23 protein-coding genes are annotated in these 19998 nt (G+C 71.7%); 9 read left to right on the top strand and 14 right to left on the bottom strand.

What is annotated here, in order from left to right:
• Nucleotides 1-127: 127 nt before the first annotated feature.
• The 3 genes from AC07EG_RS04380 to AC07EG_RS04390 are packed head-to-tail and all read right to left on the bottom strand — an operon-like array spanning nucleotide 128 to nucleotide 2606.
• Nucleotides 128-868: a class II fructose-bisphosphate aldolase gene (locus tag AC07EG_RS04380; protein ID WP_478251572.1), complete on the bottom strand. Its 741-nt coding sequence runs from the start codon at nucleotides 866-868 to the stop codon at nucleotides 128-130.
• Complete coding sequence (locus AC07EG_RS04385) at nucleotides 846-1763, bottom strand: ROK family protein (RefSeq protein ID WP_478251573.1); 918 nt, start codon at nucleotides 1761-1763, stop codon at nucleotides 846-848. The genes AC07EG_RS04380 and AC07EG_RS04385 overlap by 23 nt, the downstream gene beginning before the upstream one ends.
• A 33-nt stretch (nucleotides 1764-1796) precedes the next feature.
• Nucleotides 1797-2606, bottom strand: a complete 810-nt coding sequence (locus AC07EG_RS04390; RefSeq protein WP_478251574.1) for a TetR/AcrR family transcriptional regulator — start codon at nucleotides 2604-2606, stop codon at nucleotides 1797-1799.
• Between the two features lie 164 nt (nucleotides 2607-2770).
• Between AC07EG_RS04390 and AC07EG_RS04395 the strand changes: the two genes are divergently transcribed.
• Complete coding sequence (locus AC07EG_RS04395) at nucleotides 2771-4342, top strand: MFS transporter (protein ID WP_478251575.1); 1572 nt, start codon at nucleotides 2771-2773, stop codon at nucleotides 4340-4342.
• Here AC07EG_RS04395 and paaE read toward each other — a convergent pair.
• From paaE to AC07EG_RS04435, 8 genes are all read right to left on the bottom strand, one after another.
• Entirely contained in the window at nucleotides 4319-5398 is a 1080-nt protein-coding gene (gene paaE, locus AC07EG_RS04400) for a 1,2-phenylacetyl-CoA epoxidase subunit PaaE (protein WP_478251576.1), read from the bottom strand. The genes AC07EG_RS04395 and paaE overlap by 24 nt on opposite strands.
• Complete coding sequence (gene paaD / locus AC07EG_RS04405) at nucleotides 5399-5890, bottom strand: 1,2-phenylacetyl-CoA epoxidase subunit PaaD (protein WP_478251577.1); 492 nt, start codon at nucleotides 5888-5890, stop codon at nucleotides 5399-5401.
• Entirely contained in the window at nucleotides 5884-6711 is an 828-nt protein-coding gene (gene paaC / locus AC07EG_RS04410) for a 1,2-phenylacetyl-CoA epoxidase subunit PaaC (protein WP_478251578.1), read from the bottom strand. The genes paaD and paaC overlap by 7 nt, the downstream gene beginning before the upstream one ends.
• Nucleotides 6712-6718: 7 nt before the next feature.
• Entirely contained in the window at nucleotides 6719-7003 is a 285-nt protein-coding gene (gene paaB / locus AC07EG_RS04415; protein ID WP_478251579.1) for a 1,2-phenylacetyl-CoA epoxidase subunit PaaB, read from the bottom strand.
• The gene (gene paaA / locus AC07EG_RS04420; protein WP_478251580.1) at nucleotides 7000-7950 is read right to left on the bottom strand and encodes a 1,2-phenylacetyl-CoA epoxidase subunit PaaA; all 951 of its coding nucleotides are present in this window, start codon (nucleotides 7948-7950) and stop codon (nucleotides 7000-7002) included. The genes paaB and paaA overlap by 4 nt, the downstream gene beginning before the upstream one ends.
• Nucleotides 7947-9980 (bottom strand): phenylacetic acid degradation bifunctional protein PaaZ, encoded by a 2034-nt coding sequence (gene paaZ, locus AC07EG_RS04425; protein WP_478251581.1) that lies wholly within the window; start codon nucleotides 9978-9980, stop codon nucleotides 7947-7949. The genes paaA and paaZ overlap by 4 nt, the downstream gene beginning before the upstream one ends.
• Nucleotides 9981-10056: 76 nt before the next feature.
• A complete protein-coding gene (locus AC07EG_RS04430; protein ID WP_478251582.1) occupies nucleotides 10057-11274 on the bottom strand; it encodes a cytochrome P450 in 1218 nt (405 codons plus the stop codon).
• Between the two features lie 3 nt (nucleotides 11275-11277).
• A complete protein-coding gene (locus AC07EG_RS04435; protein ID WP_478251583.1) occupies nucleotides 11278-12120 on the bottom strand; it encodes a 3-hydroxyacyl-CoA dehydrogenase family protein in 843 nt (280 codons plus the stop codon).
• Between the two features lie 104 nt (nucleotides 12121-12224).
• Between AC07EG_RS04435 and paaI the strand changes: the two genes are divergently transcribed.
• The 6 genes from paaI to AC07EG_RS04465 are packed head-to-tail and all read left to right on the top strand — an operon-like array spanning nucleotide 12225 to nucleotide 17110.
• Entirely contained in the window at nucleotides 12225-12608 is a 384-nt protein-coding gene (gene paaI / locus AC07EG_RS04440) for a hydroxyphenylacetyl-CoA thioesterase PaaI (protein WP_478251761.1), read from the top strand.
• Nucleotides 12605-13867, top strand: coding sequence for a phenylacetate--CoA ligase PaaK (gene paaK, locus AC07EG_RS04445; RefSeq protein ID WP_478251584.1), 1263 nt, complete (start codon nucleotides 12605-12607; stop codon nucleotides 13865-13867). Before paaI ends, paaK begins: the two co-directional genes overlap by 4 nt.
• Complete coding sequence (locus tag AC07EG_RS04450; RefSeq protein ID WP_478251585.1) at nucleotides 13864-14466, top strand: TetR/AcrR family transcriptional regulator; 603 nt, start codon at nucleotides 13864-13866, stop codon at nucleotides 14464-14466. The genes paaK and AC07EG_RS04450 overlap by 4 nt, the downstream gene beginning before the upstream one ends.
• A gap of 7 nt (nucleotides 14467-14473) precedes the next feature.
• Nucleotides 14474-16333 carry a Na+/H+ antiporter gene (locus tag AC07EG_RS04455; RefSeq protein WP_478251586.1) on the top strand — a complete coding sequence of 620 codons (1860 nt, stop codon included), beginning with the start codon at nucleotides 14474-14476 and terminating at the stop codon, nucleotides 16331-16333.
• Between the two features lie 23 nt (nucleotides 16334-16356).
• Nucleotides 16357-16722 (top strand): hypothetical protein, encoded by a 366-nt coding sequence (locus AC07EG_RS04460; RefSeq protein ID WP_478251588.1) that lies wholly within the window; start codon nucleotides 16357-16359, stop codon nucleotides 16720-16722.
• 1 nt (nucleotide 16723) lies between these two features.
• On the top strand, nucleotides 16724-17110 hold the full coding sequence (locus tag AC07EG_RS04465) for a hypothetical protein (RefSeq protein ID WP_478251589.1): 387 nt from the start codon (nucleotides 16724-16726) through the stop codon (nucleotides 17108-17110).
• 83 nt (nucleotides 17111-17193) lie between these two features.
• On the opposite strand, the gene AC07EG_RS04470 is transcribed toward AC07EG_RS04465, so the two are convergent.
• Nucleotides 17194-17352 (bottom strand): hypothetical protein, encoded by a 159-nt coding sequence (locus AC07EG_RS04470; RefSeq protein ID WP_478251590.1) that lies wholly within the window; start codon nucleotides 17350-17352, stop codon nucleotides 17194-17196.
• A 130-nt stretch (nucleotides 17353-17482) separates the two neighbouring features.
• On the opposite strand from AC07EG_RS04470, the gene AC07EG_RS04475 reads away from it, so the two are divergent.
• Entirely contained in the window at nucleotides 17483-17890 is a 408-nt protein-coding gene (locus AC07EG_RS04475) for a CoA-binding protein (protein ID WP_478251592.1), read from the top strand.
• Here AC07EG_RS04475 and AC07EG_RS04480 read toward each other — a convergent pair.
• The gene (locus tag AC07EG_RS04480; protein WP_478251594.1) at nucleotides 17887-18597 is read right to left on the bottom strand and encodes a zf-HC2 domain-containing protein; all 711 of its coding nucleotides are present in this window, start codon (nucleotides 18595-18597) and stop codon (nucleotides 17887-17889) included. The two genes, AC07EG_RS04475 and AC07EG_RS04480, sit on opposite strands and share 4 nt — an antisense overlap.
• Before the next feature lie 90 nt (nucleotides 18598-18687).
• On the opposite strand from AC07EG_RS04480, the gene AC07EG_RS04485 reads away from it, so the two are divergent.
• Entirely contained in the window at nucleotides 18688-19248 is a 561-nt protein-coding gene (locus tag AC07EG_RS04485) for a sigma-70 family RNA polymerase sigma factor (protein ID WP_478251595.1), read from the top strand.
• Nucleotides 19249-19306: 58 nt separating this feature from the next.
• Here the strand turns inward: AC07EG_RS04485 and AC07EG_RS04490 are convergent, their stop codons facing one another.
• Nucleotides 19307-19861, bottom strand: coding sequence for a P-loop nucleotide/nucleoside kinase family protein (locus tag AC07EG_RS04490; protein ID WP_478251596.1), 555 nt, complete (start codon nucleotides 19859-19861; stop codon nucleotides 19307-19309).
• Between the last annotated feature and the right edge of the window lie 137 nt (nucleotides 19862-19998).

Consider the following 19998-nt stretch of genomic DNA (forward strand, 5'->3'; position numbering starts at 1 on the left):
TCCCCCCCCCCCCTCCCCTCCCCAAAAACACCCTATCCGTTGTTTTCTCTGTCCACCCCCCCCCCCCCCCCCCCCCCCCCCCCCCCCCCCCGCCGTCGTCACAATGAAAAACCGGGGGGGCGAAATTTCAGGAGTACAACTCCAGGATCCGACTGACCTCAGCAGCCAACCGATCCCGCCCCGCCGCCAAATACGCACAAGGATCGTGCACGGCCGGTTTCCGGTGCCGGTACTCCATCACCCCGTCCGCGAACACCCGGCGCACCAGATCCGCACAGGTCAACCGGGTCACCCCGGCACGCACGGCGGCCGCCAGCTCGTCGTCCGTGGCGACCGGGCAGTCGGCCAGGGCCAGCGGCGCCCCCGTCCTCCGGCGCAACCGGGAAATTAGCTCCAGGTCCGGCAAGCCGTCCCTGGCGCCCACGGCGAGGGTGTCCACCCCGGTGGCCGCGGCGAATTCGCCCGCGTTCCCCGGGTCGACCCGCCCGCCCAGCCCGGCTTCCACCCAGACCCCGTTGCGGTGGCAGTACTCCACCACCTCGCGCGCCATCGCCAGGTCCGAAGTGGACATCCGGAACAGCACCGAGCCGAAGCCCAGCTCGACCACCTCGGTCATCCGCGACAACGAGTCCACGTGGTCGAAGTGCAGCGCCACCGGCACCGTCGCCGACTTGGCCGCGGCCAGCGCGGCGGCCGCGATCGGGGCCAGCGCGCCGTGGTAGCGCACCGCGGCCCGGCTGATCTGCAGCAGCACCGGTGACCGCACCGCCTGCGCGCCGTCGATCACCGCGGTCAGCTGTTCGAGTTGGATGACGTCGAAGGCGACCCGGCCGGGCCGCAGGATCTCACGCGCCGATACCAGCGGCATCCGTCACCTGCCAGGCGAGCAGTCCGGCACCGAGGCAACCGGCGCGGTCCCCGAGTTCGGCCCTCCGCAGTTCGGGCACCCGCTGGAAGGTCAGGTACCCGGTCAGCGCCCGGCGGACCGGCTCCAGCAGGAACTCCCCCGCACTGAACAGGCCGCCGCCGAGCACCACCACCTCGGGCGCGACCACCGTGGTGAGCAGCCGCAGGCCGCGGGCCAGCGCGTCGACGGCCTCGTCGAAGACCGCCTTCGCGTCCGGGTCACCGGCTCGCGCCGCGTCGACGACCACCCGTGCGCCTTCGTCGGGGCGCCCGGTCCGCTCGGCGTACCGCCGCCCGATGGCCGACGCCGAGGCCACCGCCTCCAGGCAGCCGACCGCACCGCACGGGCACGGCAGGCCGTGGCCGACGTCGGCGTGCCCGATCTCCCCCGCGTAGCCGCCCGCCGCGTACGGCTTGCCGTCGATCATGATCGCCACCGCGATCCCGGTGCCCACCGGCAGGAACGCGCAGTCGGCCACCCCGCGCGCCGCACCCGCGGTCGCTTCGGCGAGCCCGCCCGCACGCACGTCGTGGTCGAAGGCCACCGGCACCCCCAGCCGTTCGGCGAGGATCTCCCGGAACGGCACCTCGCGCCAGCCGAGGTTCGACGAGTAGTGCGCCACCCCGTCGTCGACGATGCCCGGCACGACCACGCCGACCCCGGCCGGTGGCCGCCCGCCGGTCAGTTCCCCGCTGAGCGCCACCACCTGCTCGGCCACCGCCGCCGCGGTGGTGTGCCCGCCGAGCGCCCGTGCCGTCGGCTGCCGCAGCACCTTCAGCTCGGTCAGCTCGCGGTCGAGCAACGCGGCCTTGATCGCCGTCCCGCCGATGTCCAGTGCCACCACCGCAGCATCCATGGGCTGATTCTGCCGCCTGCCCGATCCCGGCGGTCACCGGCCGTCGAGCAGCAGCGCGATGCCGTCGAGCACCCGGGCGAGGCCGAACTCGAAGGTGTCGTCGAAGTGGGTCGCCTCCCGCTGCACGTCCATCAGTTCGGCGAGCCGGGGGTGGGTCTCCGACCCCACGTCCCGCGCGATCTCCCGGCCGGTGGTCTCCCACCACTGCTCGATGTCCACCCCCGAGGCGCGGGTGGCCTCCCAGTCGTTGGCCATCATCAGGCCGATGCCGCTGGTGTAGTTCGTCACGGTCAGCAACAGCTGGAACTTCTCGGTGGCGGTCAGGTCGTACCCGTTGAACGAGGCGAGCGCCCACTCCACGTCCTCGGACATGTTGGGCCGCAACGCCGTGCGCGGGGTGGCCAGGTACGGCAGCACCCACGGGTAGCGCTGGTAGAGCGCCCAGTCGTTGCGCGCCATCGCGGCCATCCGTTCGCGCCAGCCGGTCACCTCCAGCGAGCGCGGGGTCTGCCGGGCGATCACCTCTTCGACCATCAGCGCCAGCAGTTCGTCCTTGCCGGGCACGTGCCGGTAGAGCGACATGGTGCCCGCGCCGAGTTCGGCGGCGATCCGGCGCATGGACAACGCCCCGGCGCCCTCGGCGTCGGCCACGTCGATCGCCGCCTGCACGATCGACGCCAGGGTCAGCACCCGCTCCGGATCGGCGGGCGCGGACCGCTTCACGGTGGCCCCGGCCGCCACCCGCGCCCGGTACGCCTTGGCCTGGCAGGACCGCGAGCAGTACCGCGGCCGGCGCCCCCGCGCGGGCACCTCCAGCCGCGTCCCGCATTCCGCACAACTCATTTCCACACGCTCCCGTACTCGTGACGAAATAATAGCACGAGATCGTGATGAAAACAGCGCCGTGACGTTTCTACCTGCACAAATGCCACTTGCCTCCCCGTTTCCGGCATGCGTATCTTGTACGCACCAAGTCCGCGTACACCGTATTCAAGGGGACACCCGAAATGACCACCAAAGCCGGCCGCCGCGAGTGGCTCGGCCTCGCCGTGCTCGTGCTGGCCTGCCTGCTCGTGTCGATGGACATGAGCGTGCTGCTCTACGCGATCCCGTTCATCAGCGAGGACCTCACCCCCAGCAGCACCCAGCTGCTGTGGATCATCGACGTCTACGGCTTCCTGCTGGCCGGGCTGCTGATCACCATGGGCTCGCTCGGCGACCGGATCGGCAGGCGGCGGCTGCTGCTGTTCGGCGCGGCCCTGTTCGGCCTGGCCTCGATCGCCGCCGCCTTCTCGAGCAGCCCCGAACTGCTGATCGCCAGCCGCGCGCTGCTCGGCGTCGCCGGGGCCACGCTGGCGCCGTCCACCTTGGCGCTGATCAGGAACATGTTCGCCGACGAAGGCCAGCGCCGGGCCGCGATCGGCATCTGGACCGGCGGCTTCGCCGGGGGCGTGATGATCGGCCCGATCGTCGGCGGGGTGCTGCTCAACCACTTCTGGTGGGGCTCGGTGTTCCTGATCAACGTGCCGGTGATGGTGCTGATGCTGGTGCTCGCCCCGCTCCTGCTGCCCGAGTTCACCGATCCGCGGCCGGGCCGGTTCGACCTGCTCAGCGCGGTCCTGTCGCTGGGGGCGGTGCTGCCGGTCATCTACGGCATCAAGGAACTCGCCGCCGGGGGCACCGCCGGCTGGGAGGCGGTGGCGGCGCTGGCCGCGGGGCTGCTGCTCGGGGTGGTCTTCGTGCACCGGCAGCGGTCGCTGGCAAGGACGGCGCGAAGCGCTCCGTTGCGGGAGGCGGCGGGTGCCGGGCGGGCCGAGCCGATGATCGATCTCGAGCTGTTCACCGGACGCCGGTTCAGCACCGCCATCGCCACCACCACGGTCACCCAGTTCGCGATGATGGGCCTGGCCTACTTCAGCAGCCAGTACCTGCAATCGGTGCTCGGTTACCGGCCGCTGGAGGCGGCGTTGTGGACGCTGCCGACGATGGTCGGCATGTTCGCCGGCCTGGCGCTCGGCGGCACGCTCGCCACCCGGATCCGCCCGGCCTACCTGATGGGCGGCGGGCTGGCCACCGGCGCTTCCGGCTACCTGGTGTTCAGCTTCGCCACCCCGGACACCGGGCTGCCGCCGCTGCTCGCCGGCGCCACCCTGATGACCCTGGGCATGGGCGTGGTCACCGTGCTGGCCACCGAGGTGGTGCTGGCCACGGCTCCGCCGGAACGCGCGGGCGCGGCGTCGGCGCTGTCCGAGACCAGCACCGAATTCGGGGGCGCGCTGGGCATGGCCGTGCTGGGCACGATCGGTGCCGCGGTCTACCGGTCGTCGGTCGACGTGCCCGGCGGCCTGCCGCCGGAGGCCGCCGAAGCCGCGCGCGACACGCTCGGCGGTGCGGTCGCGGTCGCCGGCCAGCTGCCGCCCGAGCTCGGCGCCGGGTTCCTGCGCGACGCGCACGAAGCGTTCACCGACGGCATGGGCGTGACCATGCTGATCGGGGCCGGAACGCTGCTGGCCGCGGCCGTGCTGGTCGCCACGCTGCTGCGCCAGGTCAGCCTGTCACGAGTCGAAGTCCACGGTTAACGCGTCGGCCGCCGGGAAGGTCTGGCAGGTGAGCACGAAGCCCGCGTCCACTTCGGACGCTTCGAGGGCGAAGTTCCGCCGCATGTCGGCCTTCCCGTCGGTCACCTTGGCCCGGCAGGTCCCGCACACCCCGCCCTTGCAGGCGAACGGCAGGTCGGGCCGCAGCCGCTGGGCCCCGTCCAGGATGGTCTCCTCGCGGGACAGCGGCACGGTGGTGGCCCGGCCGTCCAGCACGATGGTCACCTCGCTGCTGGGCCCTTCGATGGCGGCGTCCGGGTGCCGGACCGGGGCGGGCGGCAGGTCGTCGACGTAGAACAGCTCCTGGTGCACGCGCTCACGCGGCACGCCACGGCGTTCCAGCACGTCCTGCGCGTCGGTGACCATGCCGTACGGCCCGCACAGCCACCAGTGGTCCACCCGCTCGGCGTCCATCAGCCGGTCGACCAACGCGCTCAGCTTCTCGCCGTCCAGGCGCCCGCTGAACAACTCGGCTTCCCGCGGCTCGCGGGAGAGCACGTGCACCAGCTCCAGGCGTTCCCGGTAGCGGTCCTTCAGGTCCGCCAGTTCGTCGGCGAACATCACCGTGTCGGTGCGGCGGTTGCCGTAGAGCAGCGTGGCCGACGACTCCGGGTCGGCCAGCACGGAGGACACGATGGACAACACCGGCGTGATGCCCGAACCGGCCGCGATCAGCACGTGGTGCGCGGACTGGTCGAGGTCCGGGGTGAAGTTCCCGGCCGGCGGCAGCACTTCGATCGTGTCGCCCGCCGCCACCTCGTGCACCAGCCAGCTGGAGAAGGCGCCGCCGGGCACCTCGCGCACGCCGATCCGCGGCTTCGCCCCGGCCGGCGCGCAGATCGAGTAGGACCGCCGTTCGTCGCGGTCCCCGAGCACCCGCCGCAGGGTCAGCGACTGCCCCGGCCGGAAGGCGTACTCGGCGGCCAGTTCGGCGGGCACGTCGAAGGTGACGGCCACGGCGTCGGCGCACAGGCGCTCGACACCGGCCACCCGCAGCGGGTGGAACTCCGAGCGTCGGCGGGTGTTCGTCGTCGTCACTCAGATCTCCTTGAAGTGCTCGAAGGGCTCGGCGCAGGCACGGCACCGGTTCAGCGCCTTGCAGGCCGTGCCGCTGAACTCCGAGAGCCGTTCGGTGTCCGCGGAACCGCAGTGCGGGCAGGCCACCCGCGGCCGCGGTGCGCTCAGCGTCAGCGGGATCGGGCCGGACGGCCGCTTCGGCGCGCTCCCCGGCGGCGCGATGCCCGCTTCGGCGAGCTTGCGGCGGCCGGAGTCGGTGATCCAGTCGGTGGTCCACGCCGGGTGCAGCACCGTGCGCACCTCGACCTCGCGGTACCCGGCCCGCCGCAACGCGTGCTCCAGGTCGTCGCGCATGGTGTCCATCGCCGGGCAGCCGGTGTAGGTCGGCGTGATCGCCACGGTGACCCGGCCGTCCTCTTCGGACACTTCACGCAGCACGCCGAGTTCGGCCAGCGTCACCATCGGCAGTTCCGGGTCGGTGACGGTTTCGGCCACGGCGAGCGCGGTCACCACGTCGCTCCCGGGTGGGCCCGCGCCACGCTCTGCATTTCGGCGAGCAGCGACACCAGTTCGGCGCTGTGCGAGCCCGTCCGGCCACCACCTTCGGCGACCGGCGTACCGGCCGGGAGTCGCAGGGTGGCCGCGGAGAGCACCTGCGCGAGCACGTCGCCGAACTCCGCACGCACCCCGGGGTCGTCGAGCAGTTCCGCGGTGTACGGCCACACCGCGTCCAGCCCGGTCTGCATCTTCTCGTGCGACAACTCGGTCCCGTCACCGAGCCGGACCGCCCACTGCGCCGCGTAGTCGCGGTGGTAGACCAGCTCCTTGACCCCCTTGGCCGCGATCGCCGCGAGCACCTGGTCCGCCGACGAGGTGAGCCGCTGGAACACCGCCAGCCGCCAGGTGCTGAACACCAGCAGCCGCGCGATGGAGAAGGCGAAGTCGCCGTTGGCCGGTTCGACCAGCCGGACGTTGCGGAACTCCCCGGCGTCCCGCAGGAACGCCAGTTCGTCCTCACCGCGGCCGGTGCCGTCGGCCTTGCCCGCCCTGGCCAGCAGCAATCGGGCCTGGCCGAGCAGGTCGAGGCCGATGTTGGCCAGCGCGACCTCGTCCTCCAGTTCGGGTGCGTTCGTGCACCACTCCTGCAACCGGTGCGACATGATCAGCGCGTCGTCGCCGAGCCCGAGGCAGAGCGCCGCCAGTTCCCCGGCGTCCACCTCGGCCGGAACGGTGGTGTCCACCCCGGCGAGCGGGTCGTCGAAGCCGGTGCCGAAGGCCCAGCGGGAGTCGTCGGTGCCTTCGGTGAGCGCTTCGTAGGCGTTGTCAAAGGACATCGGGCACTCACATGTGGGGAACGTTGTCGGGGATGTCGTAGAAGGTCGGGTGCCGGTACACCTTGTCGCCGCTGGGCGCGAAGAACGGGTCCTTCTCGTCCGGGCTGGACGCGGTGATGTCGGCGGCCTTGACCACCCAGATGCTCACGCCCTCGTTGCGCCGGGTGTAGAGGTCACGGGCGTGGTGCAGGGCCATCTCGTCGTCCGCGGCGTGCAGCGAACCCACGTGCACGTGGTTCAGCCCGCGCTTGCCCCGGACGAAGACCTCGTACAGCGGCCAGTCGTGCTTCATGCCGTCCCCCTCTTCTTCGCCGCGTGCGCGGCCGCCGCCTCCCGCACCCACGCGCCGTCCTCCTGCGCCCGGCGCCGCCGTTCGATCCGCTCGGCGTTGCACGGCCCGTCGCCGGAGATCACGCGCTTGAGCTCGGACCAGTCGATCTCACCGAAGTCGTAGTGCCCGCGTTCGGCGTTCCACTTCAGGTCCGGGTCGGGGAAGGTGACGCCGAGCGCTTCGGCCTGCGGCACCGACATGTCGACGAACCGCTGGCGCAGCTCGTCGTTGGTGTGGCGCTTGATCTTCCAGGCCATCGACTGCGCGGTGTTCGGCGATTCGGCGTCCGGCGGGCCGAACATCATCAGCGACGGCCACCACCAGCGGTTCACCGCGTCCTGCACCATCTCGCGCTGCGCCCCGGTGCCCCGCATCATCGTCATCAGCAGCTCGTACCCCTGCCGCTGGTGGAACGACTCCTCCTTGCAGATCCGGATCATCGCCCGCGCGTACGGGCCGTAGGAACTGCGGCACAGCGGGACCTGGTTGCAGATGGCCGCACCGTCCACCAGCCAGCCGATCACGCCGACGTCGGCGAAGGTCAGCGACGGGTAGTTGAAGATCGAGCTGTACTTCTGCTTGCCGTTGATCAGCTTGTCGGTCAGCTCCGCGCGATCGGCGCCGAGCGTGGTCGAGGCCGAGTACAGGTACAGCCCGTGCCCGGCCTCGTCCTGCACCTTGGCCAGCAGGATCGCCTTGCGGCGCAGCGACGGCGCGCGGGTGATCCAGTTGCCCTCCGGCTGCATGCCGATGATCTCGGAGTGCGCGTGCTGGGCGATCTGGCGGATCATCGTCTTCCGGTAGCCGTCGGGCATCCAGTCGCGCGGCTCGATGCGCTGGTCGCGCGCGATGGTCTGCTCGAAGTGCTCCTGCAAGTCCTCTTCGGGCAGTGCGGCGGCGGCCGTCACTTCGCCTCCTTCTCCACCAGGGTCAGCACGTCGTACTTCGCCACCGACGTGCCGTCCTGCTTGGTCACGTCCGCGTCCCACCGCACTTCCCCGTATTCGGCGTTCTCCCGCGGGGTGATCTGCTTGGCGGTCAGCGTCACGGTCAGCTCGTCACCGGGGAAGACCGGGGTGAGGAACCGCAGGTTCTCCAGACCGTAGTTGGCCAGCACCGGACCCGGCTCGGGGGAGACGAACAATCCGGCGGCAAACGACACGATCAGGTAGCCGTGCGCGACCCGGCCGCCGAAGAACGGGTTCGCCTTCGCGGCTTCTTCGTCCATGTGCGCGTAGAAGGTGTCGCCGGTGAACTCGGCGAAGTGCTCGATGTCCGCCAGCGTCACCGTGCGCGGGCCCGCCGTCACCGAGTCGCCGACCTTCAACTCCGCCAACGACTTCCGGAACGGGTGCACCTCGGCGGCGCTCCGGTCGGCGCCCTCCACCCACCGGTTCGTCACCGCGGCCAGCACCTTCGGGCTGCCCTGCACGGCGGTGCGCTGCATGTGGTGCAGCACCCCGCGCATCCCGCCCATCTCCTCGCCGCCACCCGCGCGGCCGGGACCGCCGTGCACCAGCTGCGGCATCGGCGAACCGTGCCCGGTGGACTCCTTCGCGTCGTCGGCGTCGAGCACCAGCAGGCGGCCGTGCCACGGCGCCACCCCGATGACCACCTCGCGGGCGAACGCCGCGTCCCCGGTGACCACCGAACCGGCCAGGCTGCCCTGACCGCGGGCCGCGAGGTCGACCAGCTGGTCCACCGAGGTGAACGGGATCAGCGTGGACACCGGCCCGAACGCCTCCACCTCGTGCGGCTCGGCGCGCTCGGGGTCGTCGGCCCGCAGCAGCACCGGCGAGATGAACGCGCCCCGCTCGGCATCGGCGTCCACCACGTCGACGCGCTCGGGGTCACCGAAGACCACGTGCCCGGCGTCGAGCAGCGACTTCAGCGACCGCCGGACCTCTTCGCGCTGCTCCAGGCTGGCCAGCGCGCCCATCCGCACGCCTTCGCTGGCGGGGTTGCCGACGGTCACCTTCGCCAGCCGCTCGCTCGCCGCCTGCGCCACGTCGTCCATCAGCTCGGCCGGTACGAACGCGCGCCGGATCGCGGTGCACTTCTGCCCCGCCTTGACCGTCATCTCGGTGACCAGCTGCTTGACGTAGAGGTCGAATTCGGTGGTGCCGGGCTTGGCGTCGGGGCCGAGCACGGACAGGTTCAGCGAATCGGCTTCGGCGGTGAACCGGACCGAGTGCCGCACCACGGCCGGGTGCGCGCGCAGGTGCTGGGCGGTGGACGCGGAACCGGTGAACGAGACCAAGTCCTGCCCGGTGACGTGGTCGAGCAGGTCACCGGCGCTGCCCGCGACGAACTGCAGCGCGCCTTCGGGCAGGAGTTCGGCCTCGACGATCAGCTCGACCAGGCGCGCGGTCAGGTACGCGGTCTGGCTGGCGGGCTTGACCAGGCTCGGCACCCCGGCGATGAAGGCGGGCGCGAACTTCTCCAGCGGCCCCCACACCGGGAAGTTGAACGCGTTGATCTGCACCGCGACCCCGCGCATCGGGGTGCAGATGTGCTGACCGGCGAAGGTGCCGCCCCTGCTCAGCGGCTCGACCGCGCCGTCGACGTAGACGGTGTCGTTCGGCAGTTCGCGCTTGGCCTTGCTGGCGTAGCTGAGCAGCACGCCCATGCCGCCGTCGACGTCGAACTTCGAATCGCCGAGCGTGGCACCGGTGCGGGCGGACAGCGCGTACAGCTCGTCGCGGTGCTCGCGCAGGTGCAGGCCGAGTTCCTTGAGGATGCCCGCGCGCTGGTGGAAGGTCAGCTCACGCAGGGCCGGACCGCCGACGCGGCGGCCGTACTCCAGCGCGGCGCCCATGTCCACGCCGGCCGAGGAGATCCGGGCGACCTCGTCCCCGGTGACCGCGTCGTGCAGCGGGACGCCTTCCGCGTCCGGTGTGCGCCACCCACCCGAGACGTAGCTGCGCAGCAGTGCCATCGAGTCCGACCTCCCGGAATTACCAACCGTACGTTCAGTAAGTACTGTAACCGGGCACCGCGAAGAACACCAGGTCTCAGCCCCATTCCAGGGGCAGGTGGAGCACGCCGTTGATGAAGTTGGACGTCAGGTGCCCGACCTCGCCCGCCAGCCGGACCTGCGGCAGCGCCCGCAGGAACTCGGTGAAGAAGATCCGCAGCTGCAACCGCCCGAAGTGGGCGCCGAGGCACAGGTGCGGGCCCTGCCCGAAGGCCAGGTGGTCGTTCGGCTCGCGGGCGGGGTCGAAGCGGAACGGCTCGGTGAACGCGCGTTCGTCGTAGTGCGCGGACGCGTGGTAGACGACGACCTTGTCCCCGGCGCGGATGCGCTGCCCGGCCAGTTCCAGGTCACGGGTGGCGGTGCGCCGGAAGCTGAGCACGGGCGGGTGCCAGCGCAGCATCTCCTCGATCGCGCTGGGCAGCAGTCCGGGGTGCGCACGCAGCCGTGCGTACTGCTCGGGGTGCTCGACCAGGGCGAGCACGCCGCCGGGCAGCGCGCTGCGCACGGTGTCGTTGCCCGCGACCACCACCAGGAAGAAGAACATGTCCAGCTCGGCGCCGTCGAGCCCGGCGCGGACCAGCGCGGTCATCAGGTCGTCGCCCGGCTCGGCGCGCTTGCGGTCGGCGAGCTGCCTGGCGTAGGCGAACATGTCCGCGAGCAGCGCCGGGGACCGCGGGTTCAGCGGTCTGCCGTCGTCACCGAGGACCACCTCGGCGTGCTCCGGGTCCTGGTAACCGATGACCCGGTTGGTCCAGTGCAGCAGCAGTTCGCGGTCCTCGGCGGGCACGCCGAGCAGATCGGCCAGGTTGAGCAGCGGGAAGTCGTCGGTGACGTCCACCGGCAGGTCGCACGCGCCCCGGCCGGCCACCGCGCCGATCAGCCGCCGCGCCCGGTCGGCGATCCGCGCGGCCGAACCCGCCAGCCGCTTCCTGGTGAACACCGCGGCGACGACCTTGCGCAGCCGGTTGTGCTCCGGCGCGTCCAGGTTGAGCATCATCCGGCGGATGAACGCCAGGTCGTCCGGTTCGGGGTCACGGATCTGCGTGGCGCCGAGCCAGGAGGAGAAGTCCGCCGGGGTGCGGAGCACGTGCTTGACGTCGGCGTGCCGGGTCACCGCCCAGTAACCCGGACCGGCGGGCCAGCCGAGCACCTCGGGTTCGTCCTGCCAGGCGACCGGGGCGGTGTCCCGCAGCTCGCGGAAGGCCTCGTGCGGCAGGCCACCGGCGAACACCGTCGGGCTGAAGACGTCCGGCATGGCTCAGCTCCAGTCGTGGAATCCCTTGCCCGTCTTGCGGCCCAGTTCGCCCCTGGCGACTTTTTCCCGCAGAAGCTTCGGGGGCGCGAAGCGGTCGCCGAGGGTGCTCGCCAGGTACTCGGCGATGGCCAGCCGCACGTCGAGGCCGACCAGGTCGGTGGAGCGCAGCGGCCCCATCGGGTGGCGGTACCCCAGTTCCATCGCCCGGTCGATCGATTCGGCGTCGGCCACGCCCTCCTCCAGCATGCGGATGGCTTCGAGGCCGAGCACCACCCCGAGCCTGCTGGTGGCGAAGCCCGGCGAATCCCGCACCACGACCTCGTTCTTGCCGAGCACGCCCACCCAGTTCAGCACCTGGTCGCGCACCGCGGCGGCGGTTTCCGGGCCGAGCACCACTTCGACCAGCTTCGACGCCGGGACCGGGTTGAAGAAGTGCATGCCGAGGAAGCGTTCCGGCCGCTCCAGCGCGGCGGCCAGTTCGGTGATCGACAGGGAACTGGTGTTGGTGGCCAGCACGGCCGACTCACCGATCACCCGTTCGGCGGCGGTCAGCACGTCGACCTTCAGCTCGGCCGTCTCCGGCACGGCCTCGACGACCAGCGCGGCGTCGGGCGGCAACTCGGTCACGCCGGTGACCACGGTGACCCGTTCGGCGACCTCCTCCGGGGTGCCGTCGAGCTTCCCGCGTTCCGCCGCGCGCCGCAGTCCGGTCAGCACGCGCTCGCGCGCGGCTTCGGCGGCCTCGGCGTTCCCCTCCACGACGGTGACCCGTGCGCCCGTCGCGGCGAACACCTGCGCGATTCCGGCGCCCATCCGGCCACCGCCGATCACTCCGACCAAGTCCACGCCCGCTCCTGCCCTTGACACCACTGTCGGCCAGCCACATTATTAACCGTCCATTCGGTCAGTTAGCAAGAGTGGAGAGCCGGTTGGACAACGCCGCCCATCGCATGTTCGAGGCCGACGAGGCGTCCAGGGCACTGGGCATCGAGCTGGTCGAAGCCGCCGACGGCCGGGCCGTCGCGCGGATGGAGGTGACCGCGGCGATGGTCAACGGGCACGACCTCGCCCACGGCGGTTACCTCTTCCTGCTCGCCGACACCACCTTCGCCTGCGCCTGCAACAGCCACGGCCCGGTGACCGTGGCGGCCGGCGCGGAGATCGACTTCGTGACCCCGGCCCGGCTCGGTGACGAACTCACCGCGACCGCCGCCGAGCGCACGCGCTACGGGCGCAACGGGATCTGCGACGTGACCGTGCGCCGGGCGGACGGCGCGGTGATCGCGGAGTTCCGCGGCCGCAGCCGCACCATCGGGAACAGGGAAAGCTCGTGAACAGCACCGAACTCCAGGCGCTCCAGCTGGAGCGCCTGCAGTGGACGCTCGAGCACGCGTACCGCAACGTGCCGCTCTACACCAGGAAGTTCGACGAGGCCGGGGTGAAGCCGTCGGACTGCCGCTCGCTGGCCGACCTGGCGAAGTTCCCCTTCACCACCAAGGCCGACCTGCGGGACAACTACCCGTTCGGCATGTTCGCCGTGCCGCAGGAGAAGATCCGCCGCATCCACGCTTCCAGCGGCACCACCGGCAAGCCGACCGTGGTCGGTTACACCGAACGCGACCTCGACACCTGGGCCACGGTGATGGCCCGCTCGATCGAGGCGGCGGGCGGCCGGCCGGGGCACAAGGTGCACGTGGCCTACGGCTACGGCCTGTTCACCGGCGGGCTCGGCGCGCACTACGGCGCGGAGAAGCTGGGCTGCACGGTGATCCCGGCGTCCGGCGGCATGACCGCGCGCCAGGTGCAGCTGATCACCGACTTCCGGCCGGAGATCATCATGGTCACCCCGACCTACCTGCTCACCCTGCTCGACGAGTTCGAGCGCCAGGGCATCGACCCGCGGTCCACCTCGCTGGAGGTGGGCATCTTCGGCGCCGAGCCGTGGACCGAGCAGATGCGCGCGGAGATCGAGACGCGCATGGGCATCCACGCCGTGGACATCTACGGGTTGTCCGAGGTGATGGGGCCCGGGGTGGCGCAGGAGTGCGTGGAGACCAAGGACGGGCTGCACGTCTGGGAGGACCACTTCTACCCCGAGGTGATCGACCCGATCGACGAGACCGTGCTGGACGAGGGCGAGTCCGGCGAGCTGCTGTTCACCTCGCTGACCAAGGAGGCGCTGCCGATCATCCGGTACCGCACGCGGGACCTGACCCGGCTGCTGCCGGGCACCGCGCGACCGGAGTTCCGGCGGATGGAGAAGATCACCGGGCGCACCGACGACATGATCATCCTGCGCGGGGTGAACGTGTTCCCCACCCAGATCGAGGAGATCGTGCTGCGCACCGACGCGCTGGCCCCGCACTTCCAGCTGGTGCTCACCCGGCCGGACCGGATGGACCACCTGACCGTGCAGGTCGAGGCACGCGAGGGCACGAGCGCCGAGCAGCGCGCCGCGGTGGCCTCGGAGCTGGTGCGCGAGGTGAAGGACCGGGTCGGCGTGTCCGTGGAGGTGTCCGTGGTGGACCCGGACACGCTGGAACGCTCGATGGGCAAGATGCGGCGGGTGCTCGACCGGCGAGAGCGGGCATGACCGCGGCGAAACCGGCGGGCCGCCGGGGCAGGCCGGGTTACGACCTGGAGTCGCTGCTGACCGTCGCGGTGAAGCTGTTCAACGAACGCGGTTACGACGGCACCAGCATGGAGGACCTGTCCAAGAAGCTGGGCATCACCAAGTCGGCGATCTACCACCACGTGCCCAGCAAGGAGGAGATGCTCCGGCTCGCCGTGGACCGCGCGCTCGACGGGTTGTTCGCCGTGGCCGACCAGGTGACCGCCGCCGACGGCCCGGCGATCGACCGGCTGGAGCGGCTGGTGCGGGGCAGTGTCGCGGTGCTGGTCGACCGGCTGCCGTTCGTCACGCTGCTGCTGCGCGTGCGGGGCAACACCAAGGTGGAGCGGGCCGCGCTGGCGCGGCGGCGGGAGTTCGACCGGATCGTCACCGACCTGGTGAAGGCCGCCGCGGCGGAGGGCGACGTCCGCCCGGACGTGGATCCGGCGGTCACCAGCCGCCTGCTGTTCGGCATGGTCAACTCGCTGATCGAGTGGTACCGGCCGCGTGGTGGTGCCTCCGGGGAGGAACTCGCGGACGCCATCTGCAAGATCGCGTTCACCGGCCTGCGGCGGGGATGATGTCCGGGTGGAGATAGCCGCCCAGCTCGTCGGACTGGTGGTGGCCGTGCTGGTGGTCACCGCGATCGCGCGCCGGTTCGACCTGTCGGAACCGTTGTGCCTGGTGGTGGCCGGGGTCGGCGCCTCATTCGTGCCCGGTGTCCCCGACTACGAACTGCACCCGGAAGTGGTCCTGCTCGGCCTGCTGCCGCCGTTGCTCTACGCCACCGCGATCCGCACGTCGCTGGTCGACATCAGCCGCAACCGCGGCCCGATCGGGTTGCTTTCGGTCGGTCTGGTGGCGTTCACCACGCTCGGCGTCGGACTGGTCGCCTGGCTGGTCGTGCCCGGCCTGCCGCTGGCCGCCGGGCTCGCGCTCGGTGCGGTGGTGGCGCCGCCGGACGCGGTCGCGGCCACCGCCGTCGCCCGCCGGGTCGGCATGCCGCGCCGGATCGTGCGCATCCTCGAAGGCGAGAGCCTGCTCAACGACGCGTCGGCACTGGTCGCCCTGCGCACCGCGATCGCGGCCATCGCCGGTTCGGTGACCCTGCTGGAGGTCGGCGGCGACTTCCTGCTCGCGGCCGGCGGTGGGGTGGTGGTCGGCCTGCTCGCCGGGAAGCTCGCCTACCTGCTGCGCGCCCGGATGGAGGATCCGGTGCTGGACACCGCGACCTCGCTGGTGATCCCGTTCGCCGCCTACCTGATCGCCGAGGAGATCCACGGCTCCGGCGTGCTGGCCGTGGTGATCGCCGGGCTGCTGCTGGGCAACAAGGAGCCGGGCATGCTCTCCGGTTCGTCCCGGCTGGCCAGCAGGCTGAACTGGCGCACCATCCAGTTCCTCCTGGAGAACCTGGTCTTCCTGCTGATCGGCCTGCAACTGCGCCGGATCCTGGAGGAGGCGGGCGAGTCCGAGCTGGGCATCGGCATGCTCGTCGTCGTCTGCTCGGCGGTGCTGGCGGCCACCGTCGTCACCCGGATCCTGTGGATGTTCGCCATCGGCACCATCCGGCGGCTGCTGCGGAGCAGGGCCTGGCCGTGGTCCTACTCGGCGGTGATCTCCTGGGCCGGGATGCGCGGGGTGGTCACCCTGGCGGCGGCGTTCGTGCTGCCCGCCGACACCCCGCACCGCCCGGTGCTGGTGCTCGCGGCGTTCGTGGTGGTGGCGGGCACGCTGCTGCTGCAGGGCCTGACGCTGCCGAAGCTGGTCCGGTGGCTCGGCCTGCCGCCGCCCGATCCCGCCGAGGACGCGTTGCAGGAGGCGGCGCTGCTGCACGACATGACCCGGGCCGCGCTGGACGAGCTGGAGAAGGTGCGCCGTCCGGAGGACCCGGACGAGGTGGTCGACCGGCTGCGCGACCGGCTGCACCACCGGTCGGATTCGGCGTGGGAGCAGCTGGGCCGCCAGAGCCGGTTGCACGAGACCCCGAGCGACGTCTACGCCCGGCTGCGCCGCGAGATGCTGGAAGCCGAACGCGGGGTCCTGCTCGACGCGCGCAAGACCGGCCGGATCGACGACGAGGTGCTGCGGCGGGTGCTGGAAGCGCTCGACATCGAGGAGTCCATGCTCGCCGAACCGGAGGAGATCGACCTCGACGACCAGCGTGAGCTGAGCACGCCCGCCGCCACCGCGGGCAACTGCAAGCACCTGGCCAAGGCCCCGTCCGACGTCGACCCGCGCACCCCGGACGGCTGCGAGGAATGCCTGCGCGAGGGCGCGTCCTGGGTGCACCTGCGCGTCTGCCTGGCGTGCGGGCACGTCGGCTGCTGCGACTCGTCACCGGGCAGGCACGCGACCGCCCACTTCCACGACACGCGCCACCCGGTGATGCGCAGCTTCGAGCCCGGCGAACACTGGCGCTGGTGCTTCGTCGACGCGAACCTGGGCTAGCTTAGGCTGGGCTCGGTGAAATCATGATCGATGGACTCGCGACCGCCCTGATCACCGCCACCCTGGTGGGTGCGGTGTGGGTACTGGTGCACGTGCTGCGCAACCGTCCGCCGAACCGGCTGCTCTACGCCGGGATCGCGGTGCTGGAGCTGGGGCTGCTGGTGCAGTCGGTGGCGGGCGTGGTCAACTTCGCCGGCACCGACCGGCCGGTCAACGGCCCGGAGTTCCTCGCCTACCTGGTCGGCATCCTGGTGGTCCTGCCGATCGCGGTGCTGTGGTCGATGACCGAGCGGACGCGGTGGGGCACCGGTGTGCTGCTGGTGGCGTGCCTGGCGCTGCCGGTGATGATCGTGCGGATGCAACAGATCTGGGAGTTGCGCGGTGCCTGAGGTGTCCACTCGCAACGGCCCGGGCCGGGTGCTCGTGGCCGTTTACGCCATCTTCGCCATCGCCGCGACCTCGCGCTCGGTCGTGCAGATCGCCACCCGCTTCGACGAGGCCCCGCTGGCCTACACCCTGTCCGCGGTGGCCGCCGTGGTCTACGTCCTGGCCACCTTCGGCCTGGCCAGGGGCAACCGCGGCGGACGGCGGGTGGCCACCGCTTCGTGCCTGTTCGAGCTGGCGGGCGTGCTGACCATCGGCACCTTCAGCCTGCTGGACCCGGCGGCCTTCCCGCACGCCACCGTCTGGTCCGCCTACGGCAAGGGTTACCTGTTCATCCCCCTGGTCCTGCCGGTCCTCGGCCTCCTCTGGATCCGCCGGACTCGCCCGGCCTGACTCCCCCGCTCAAGCCGCGACCCGGCCAGACCAAAAACACGGCGGGGATCGCTTGGTCACAATTGAAACCGGGGTGGCGGGCCCTACCGCCGAGGCTCCGGCCGCTCCCCGTCAACCCGCTTCGGCTGCTCGGTCACCTGCCGCACCGTCGCCCGCTGTTGCTGCTGGGGGACCTGCCGCGCCTCCGCGACCTCGAAGTCGTGCCGGCACCGGCGGCCGAACCGCCGGGCCCCGCCCGTCACGACCGCTCCCGGATAACCGTCCGCATGACGCCTCCTTACGCCAGGCGCCCGATTTTACGCCCGGCTCCGCCGAATGCGCGCGTCGATTCCCGCCGGGAATTGCCCACCCCCGGAAAGCGTTCTGCCCGGCATGATCGAATTGGCCGAACGCCTGCTCGACGAGCACCGCACGATCGCCGTGGTCGGGCTCAGCACCAACCCGATGAAGGCGGCCCACTCGGTGCCCGCGGCCATGCGGGCCGCCGGGTTCCGCGTGCTCGGCGTGCACCCCAGCGCCGACCGGCTCCTCGGCGAACCCGCCCACCGCACCCTCGCCGACATCCCCGAGCCGATCGACATCGTCAACGTGTTCCGGCCCGCCGCCGAGGCCCCGGAGATCGCCCGTCAGGCGGTGGCCGCCGGGGCCAAGGCGCTGTGGTTGCAGCAGGGCATCGTCTCGCCGGAAGCCCGGCGCATCGCCGAGGAAGCCGGGCTGGACTACGTCGAGGACCAGTGCATGGCCGTGGTCCGCGCGCTCTCCGGCGCCCGCAAGGACTAGGCGACCCGCTTCGCCGCCGGCGGCTGGTGGCGGTCGGACCGGGCGCGGCGGCGCGGGGGTGCCGACCGGCCGTCCGCCGCGGACACCACGACCTCGGCGTCCTCCCGCACGTGGCTGCCGGGTTCCGGCGCCCGCCACCGGCCGAAGCCGAGCAGGATGGTGCACAGCACCCCGAGCAGCAGCGGCAGGTGCCCGCTCAGCCGGTACCACCCGACCTGCCCGCCGAGGACGTCCACGATGGACAAGAAGAGCAGCACCCCGGCGAAGCTGAGCAGCAGCGGCCACTGCGTCCGCGCCCGGTGCGGCCGCGCGGCGACGAAGAGCAGCCCCACCGCGATGGCGAAGTTGAACGCCGCCGTCTCGTGCTGCAGGTGCCCGCCGTGCGCGTTCCCGTCGACCCCCGGCATCGGCATCAGCAGCTGCGAGACCACCACCGAGAACTGGCACACCGCGAGCAGCACCAGCGCCCACCGCAGCCGGTCGACCGCCGGTTTCACGGCGACCCTGGCGTACACCCGGTCCGGCACCACCGGCGGCTCCCCCACCGGCGCCAGCCTGGCCAGGCGGGTGATGCCCGCCGCCGCCTCCTGCCAGGCCGCGCAGTCGGCGCAGTCGTCGACGTGCGCCTCCAGCTCGGCCACCGGCACCCCCGGATCCTCACCGTCCAGTGCCGCCGAAATCCCCTCGCGAACGGTCGCACACTCCATGGGTGTTCAGTCGTCGGCGGCACGACAAAAGTTCCCTCCTGCTGACACGTGATAGCGCATCGGTCACACCACCGCTTAGGGTGATCCCTTGTGGATGACGACGAAATCACCCGCCAGGCATTCCGCGCGGCCGGTGGCGACCGGCGCGCCGCCGAGCAGTTCGTCGGCGCCACCCGGCACCAGCTCCACCGCCTGCTGAGCTACCTCGCCGACCCCGGGGTGGCCGAGGACCTGGTCCAGGAGACCTACCTGCGGGCCTTCGCCGCGCTGCCCCGGTTCGCCGGGCGCTCCCCGGCCCGGATGTGGTTGCTGGCCATCGCGAAGCGGGTCGCCGCCGACCACCTCCGCGGCAACCGCCGCCGCCCCCGCACCACCGCCGTCGACGACTGGGTGGCCGAGGCCGAGCAGGTCAAGACCCCCGACCACGGCAGGCTCGTCGTGCTCCAGCAGCTGATCGGCGAACTGGACGAGGACCGGCGCGAGGCGTTCGTGCTCACCCAGATCACCGGCCTGTCCTACGCCGAGGCCGCGGAGATCTGCGAATGCGCGGTCGGCACCATCCGCTCCCGCGTGTTCCGGGCCCGTGACGACCTGACCGCGGCGCTGGCCCAGGGCGAAGGCGGACGGCGATCGGCCACCAGCGGCTGGTGACCCGGGGTGATCCACCCTTCACCCACATGTGGACAACCCCTGTGGACAACTCCGGTGATCAGCGGGAACACAACACCACGGGTGTGTCCAGCGGCGGCCGTTCCAGGATCCCCACCGAATTCCACCCCCGTGGGGGACGGCCCTCCGCCAGCCCGCGTTCGACCCTGGCCGCCCGCCGGACGTGCCGGGTGAACGACCGCTCGGCCAGCACCCGCCCCCGCGCCCGCTGACCCGCGGCGGCCTCGGCCGGGGTGGTGTGCACCCACAGCAGGTGACGGCTGCGCCCGGCCAGCACCGCCACCACGATCAGCATCGCGCGCGTGCTCGCCCGGGTCGCCGGTTCGTGCGCCACCACCCCGCGCCCCCGGCGCAGCGAGAACAGCAGGATCCGCGACCGGTGCCCCAGGTGCACCAGCGGCCGGTACCAGCGGTAGCGCACCCACGGCGGCAGCACCCGGCTGAACCAGGCGCGGACCTGGTCGGAATCGAGCAGCACGGCGCCCGCCTCGTTCTCCGCGCGGGCCAGCAGCGTGCTCTTGCCCGCGCCGGGAATGCCGGCGACCACCACCAGCCCGCGCACCGGTACCGGCAGTTCCAGCTTCGCCCGACGCATGCGCGGGGAACGAGCCGCCTGCCCGGATCGTTCCGTACGCCCGGCTCCGGCCACGCGGAAAGTTTCCACCAAGCGTCGCCAACCGGTTACGAACCGGCGACCGCGGAGCAACTCGGCTCCGCCACGGTTACCGGGCC

Source organism: Amycolatopsis sp. NPDC045836, from assembly GCF_056431745.1.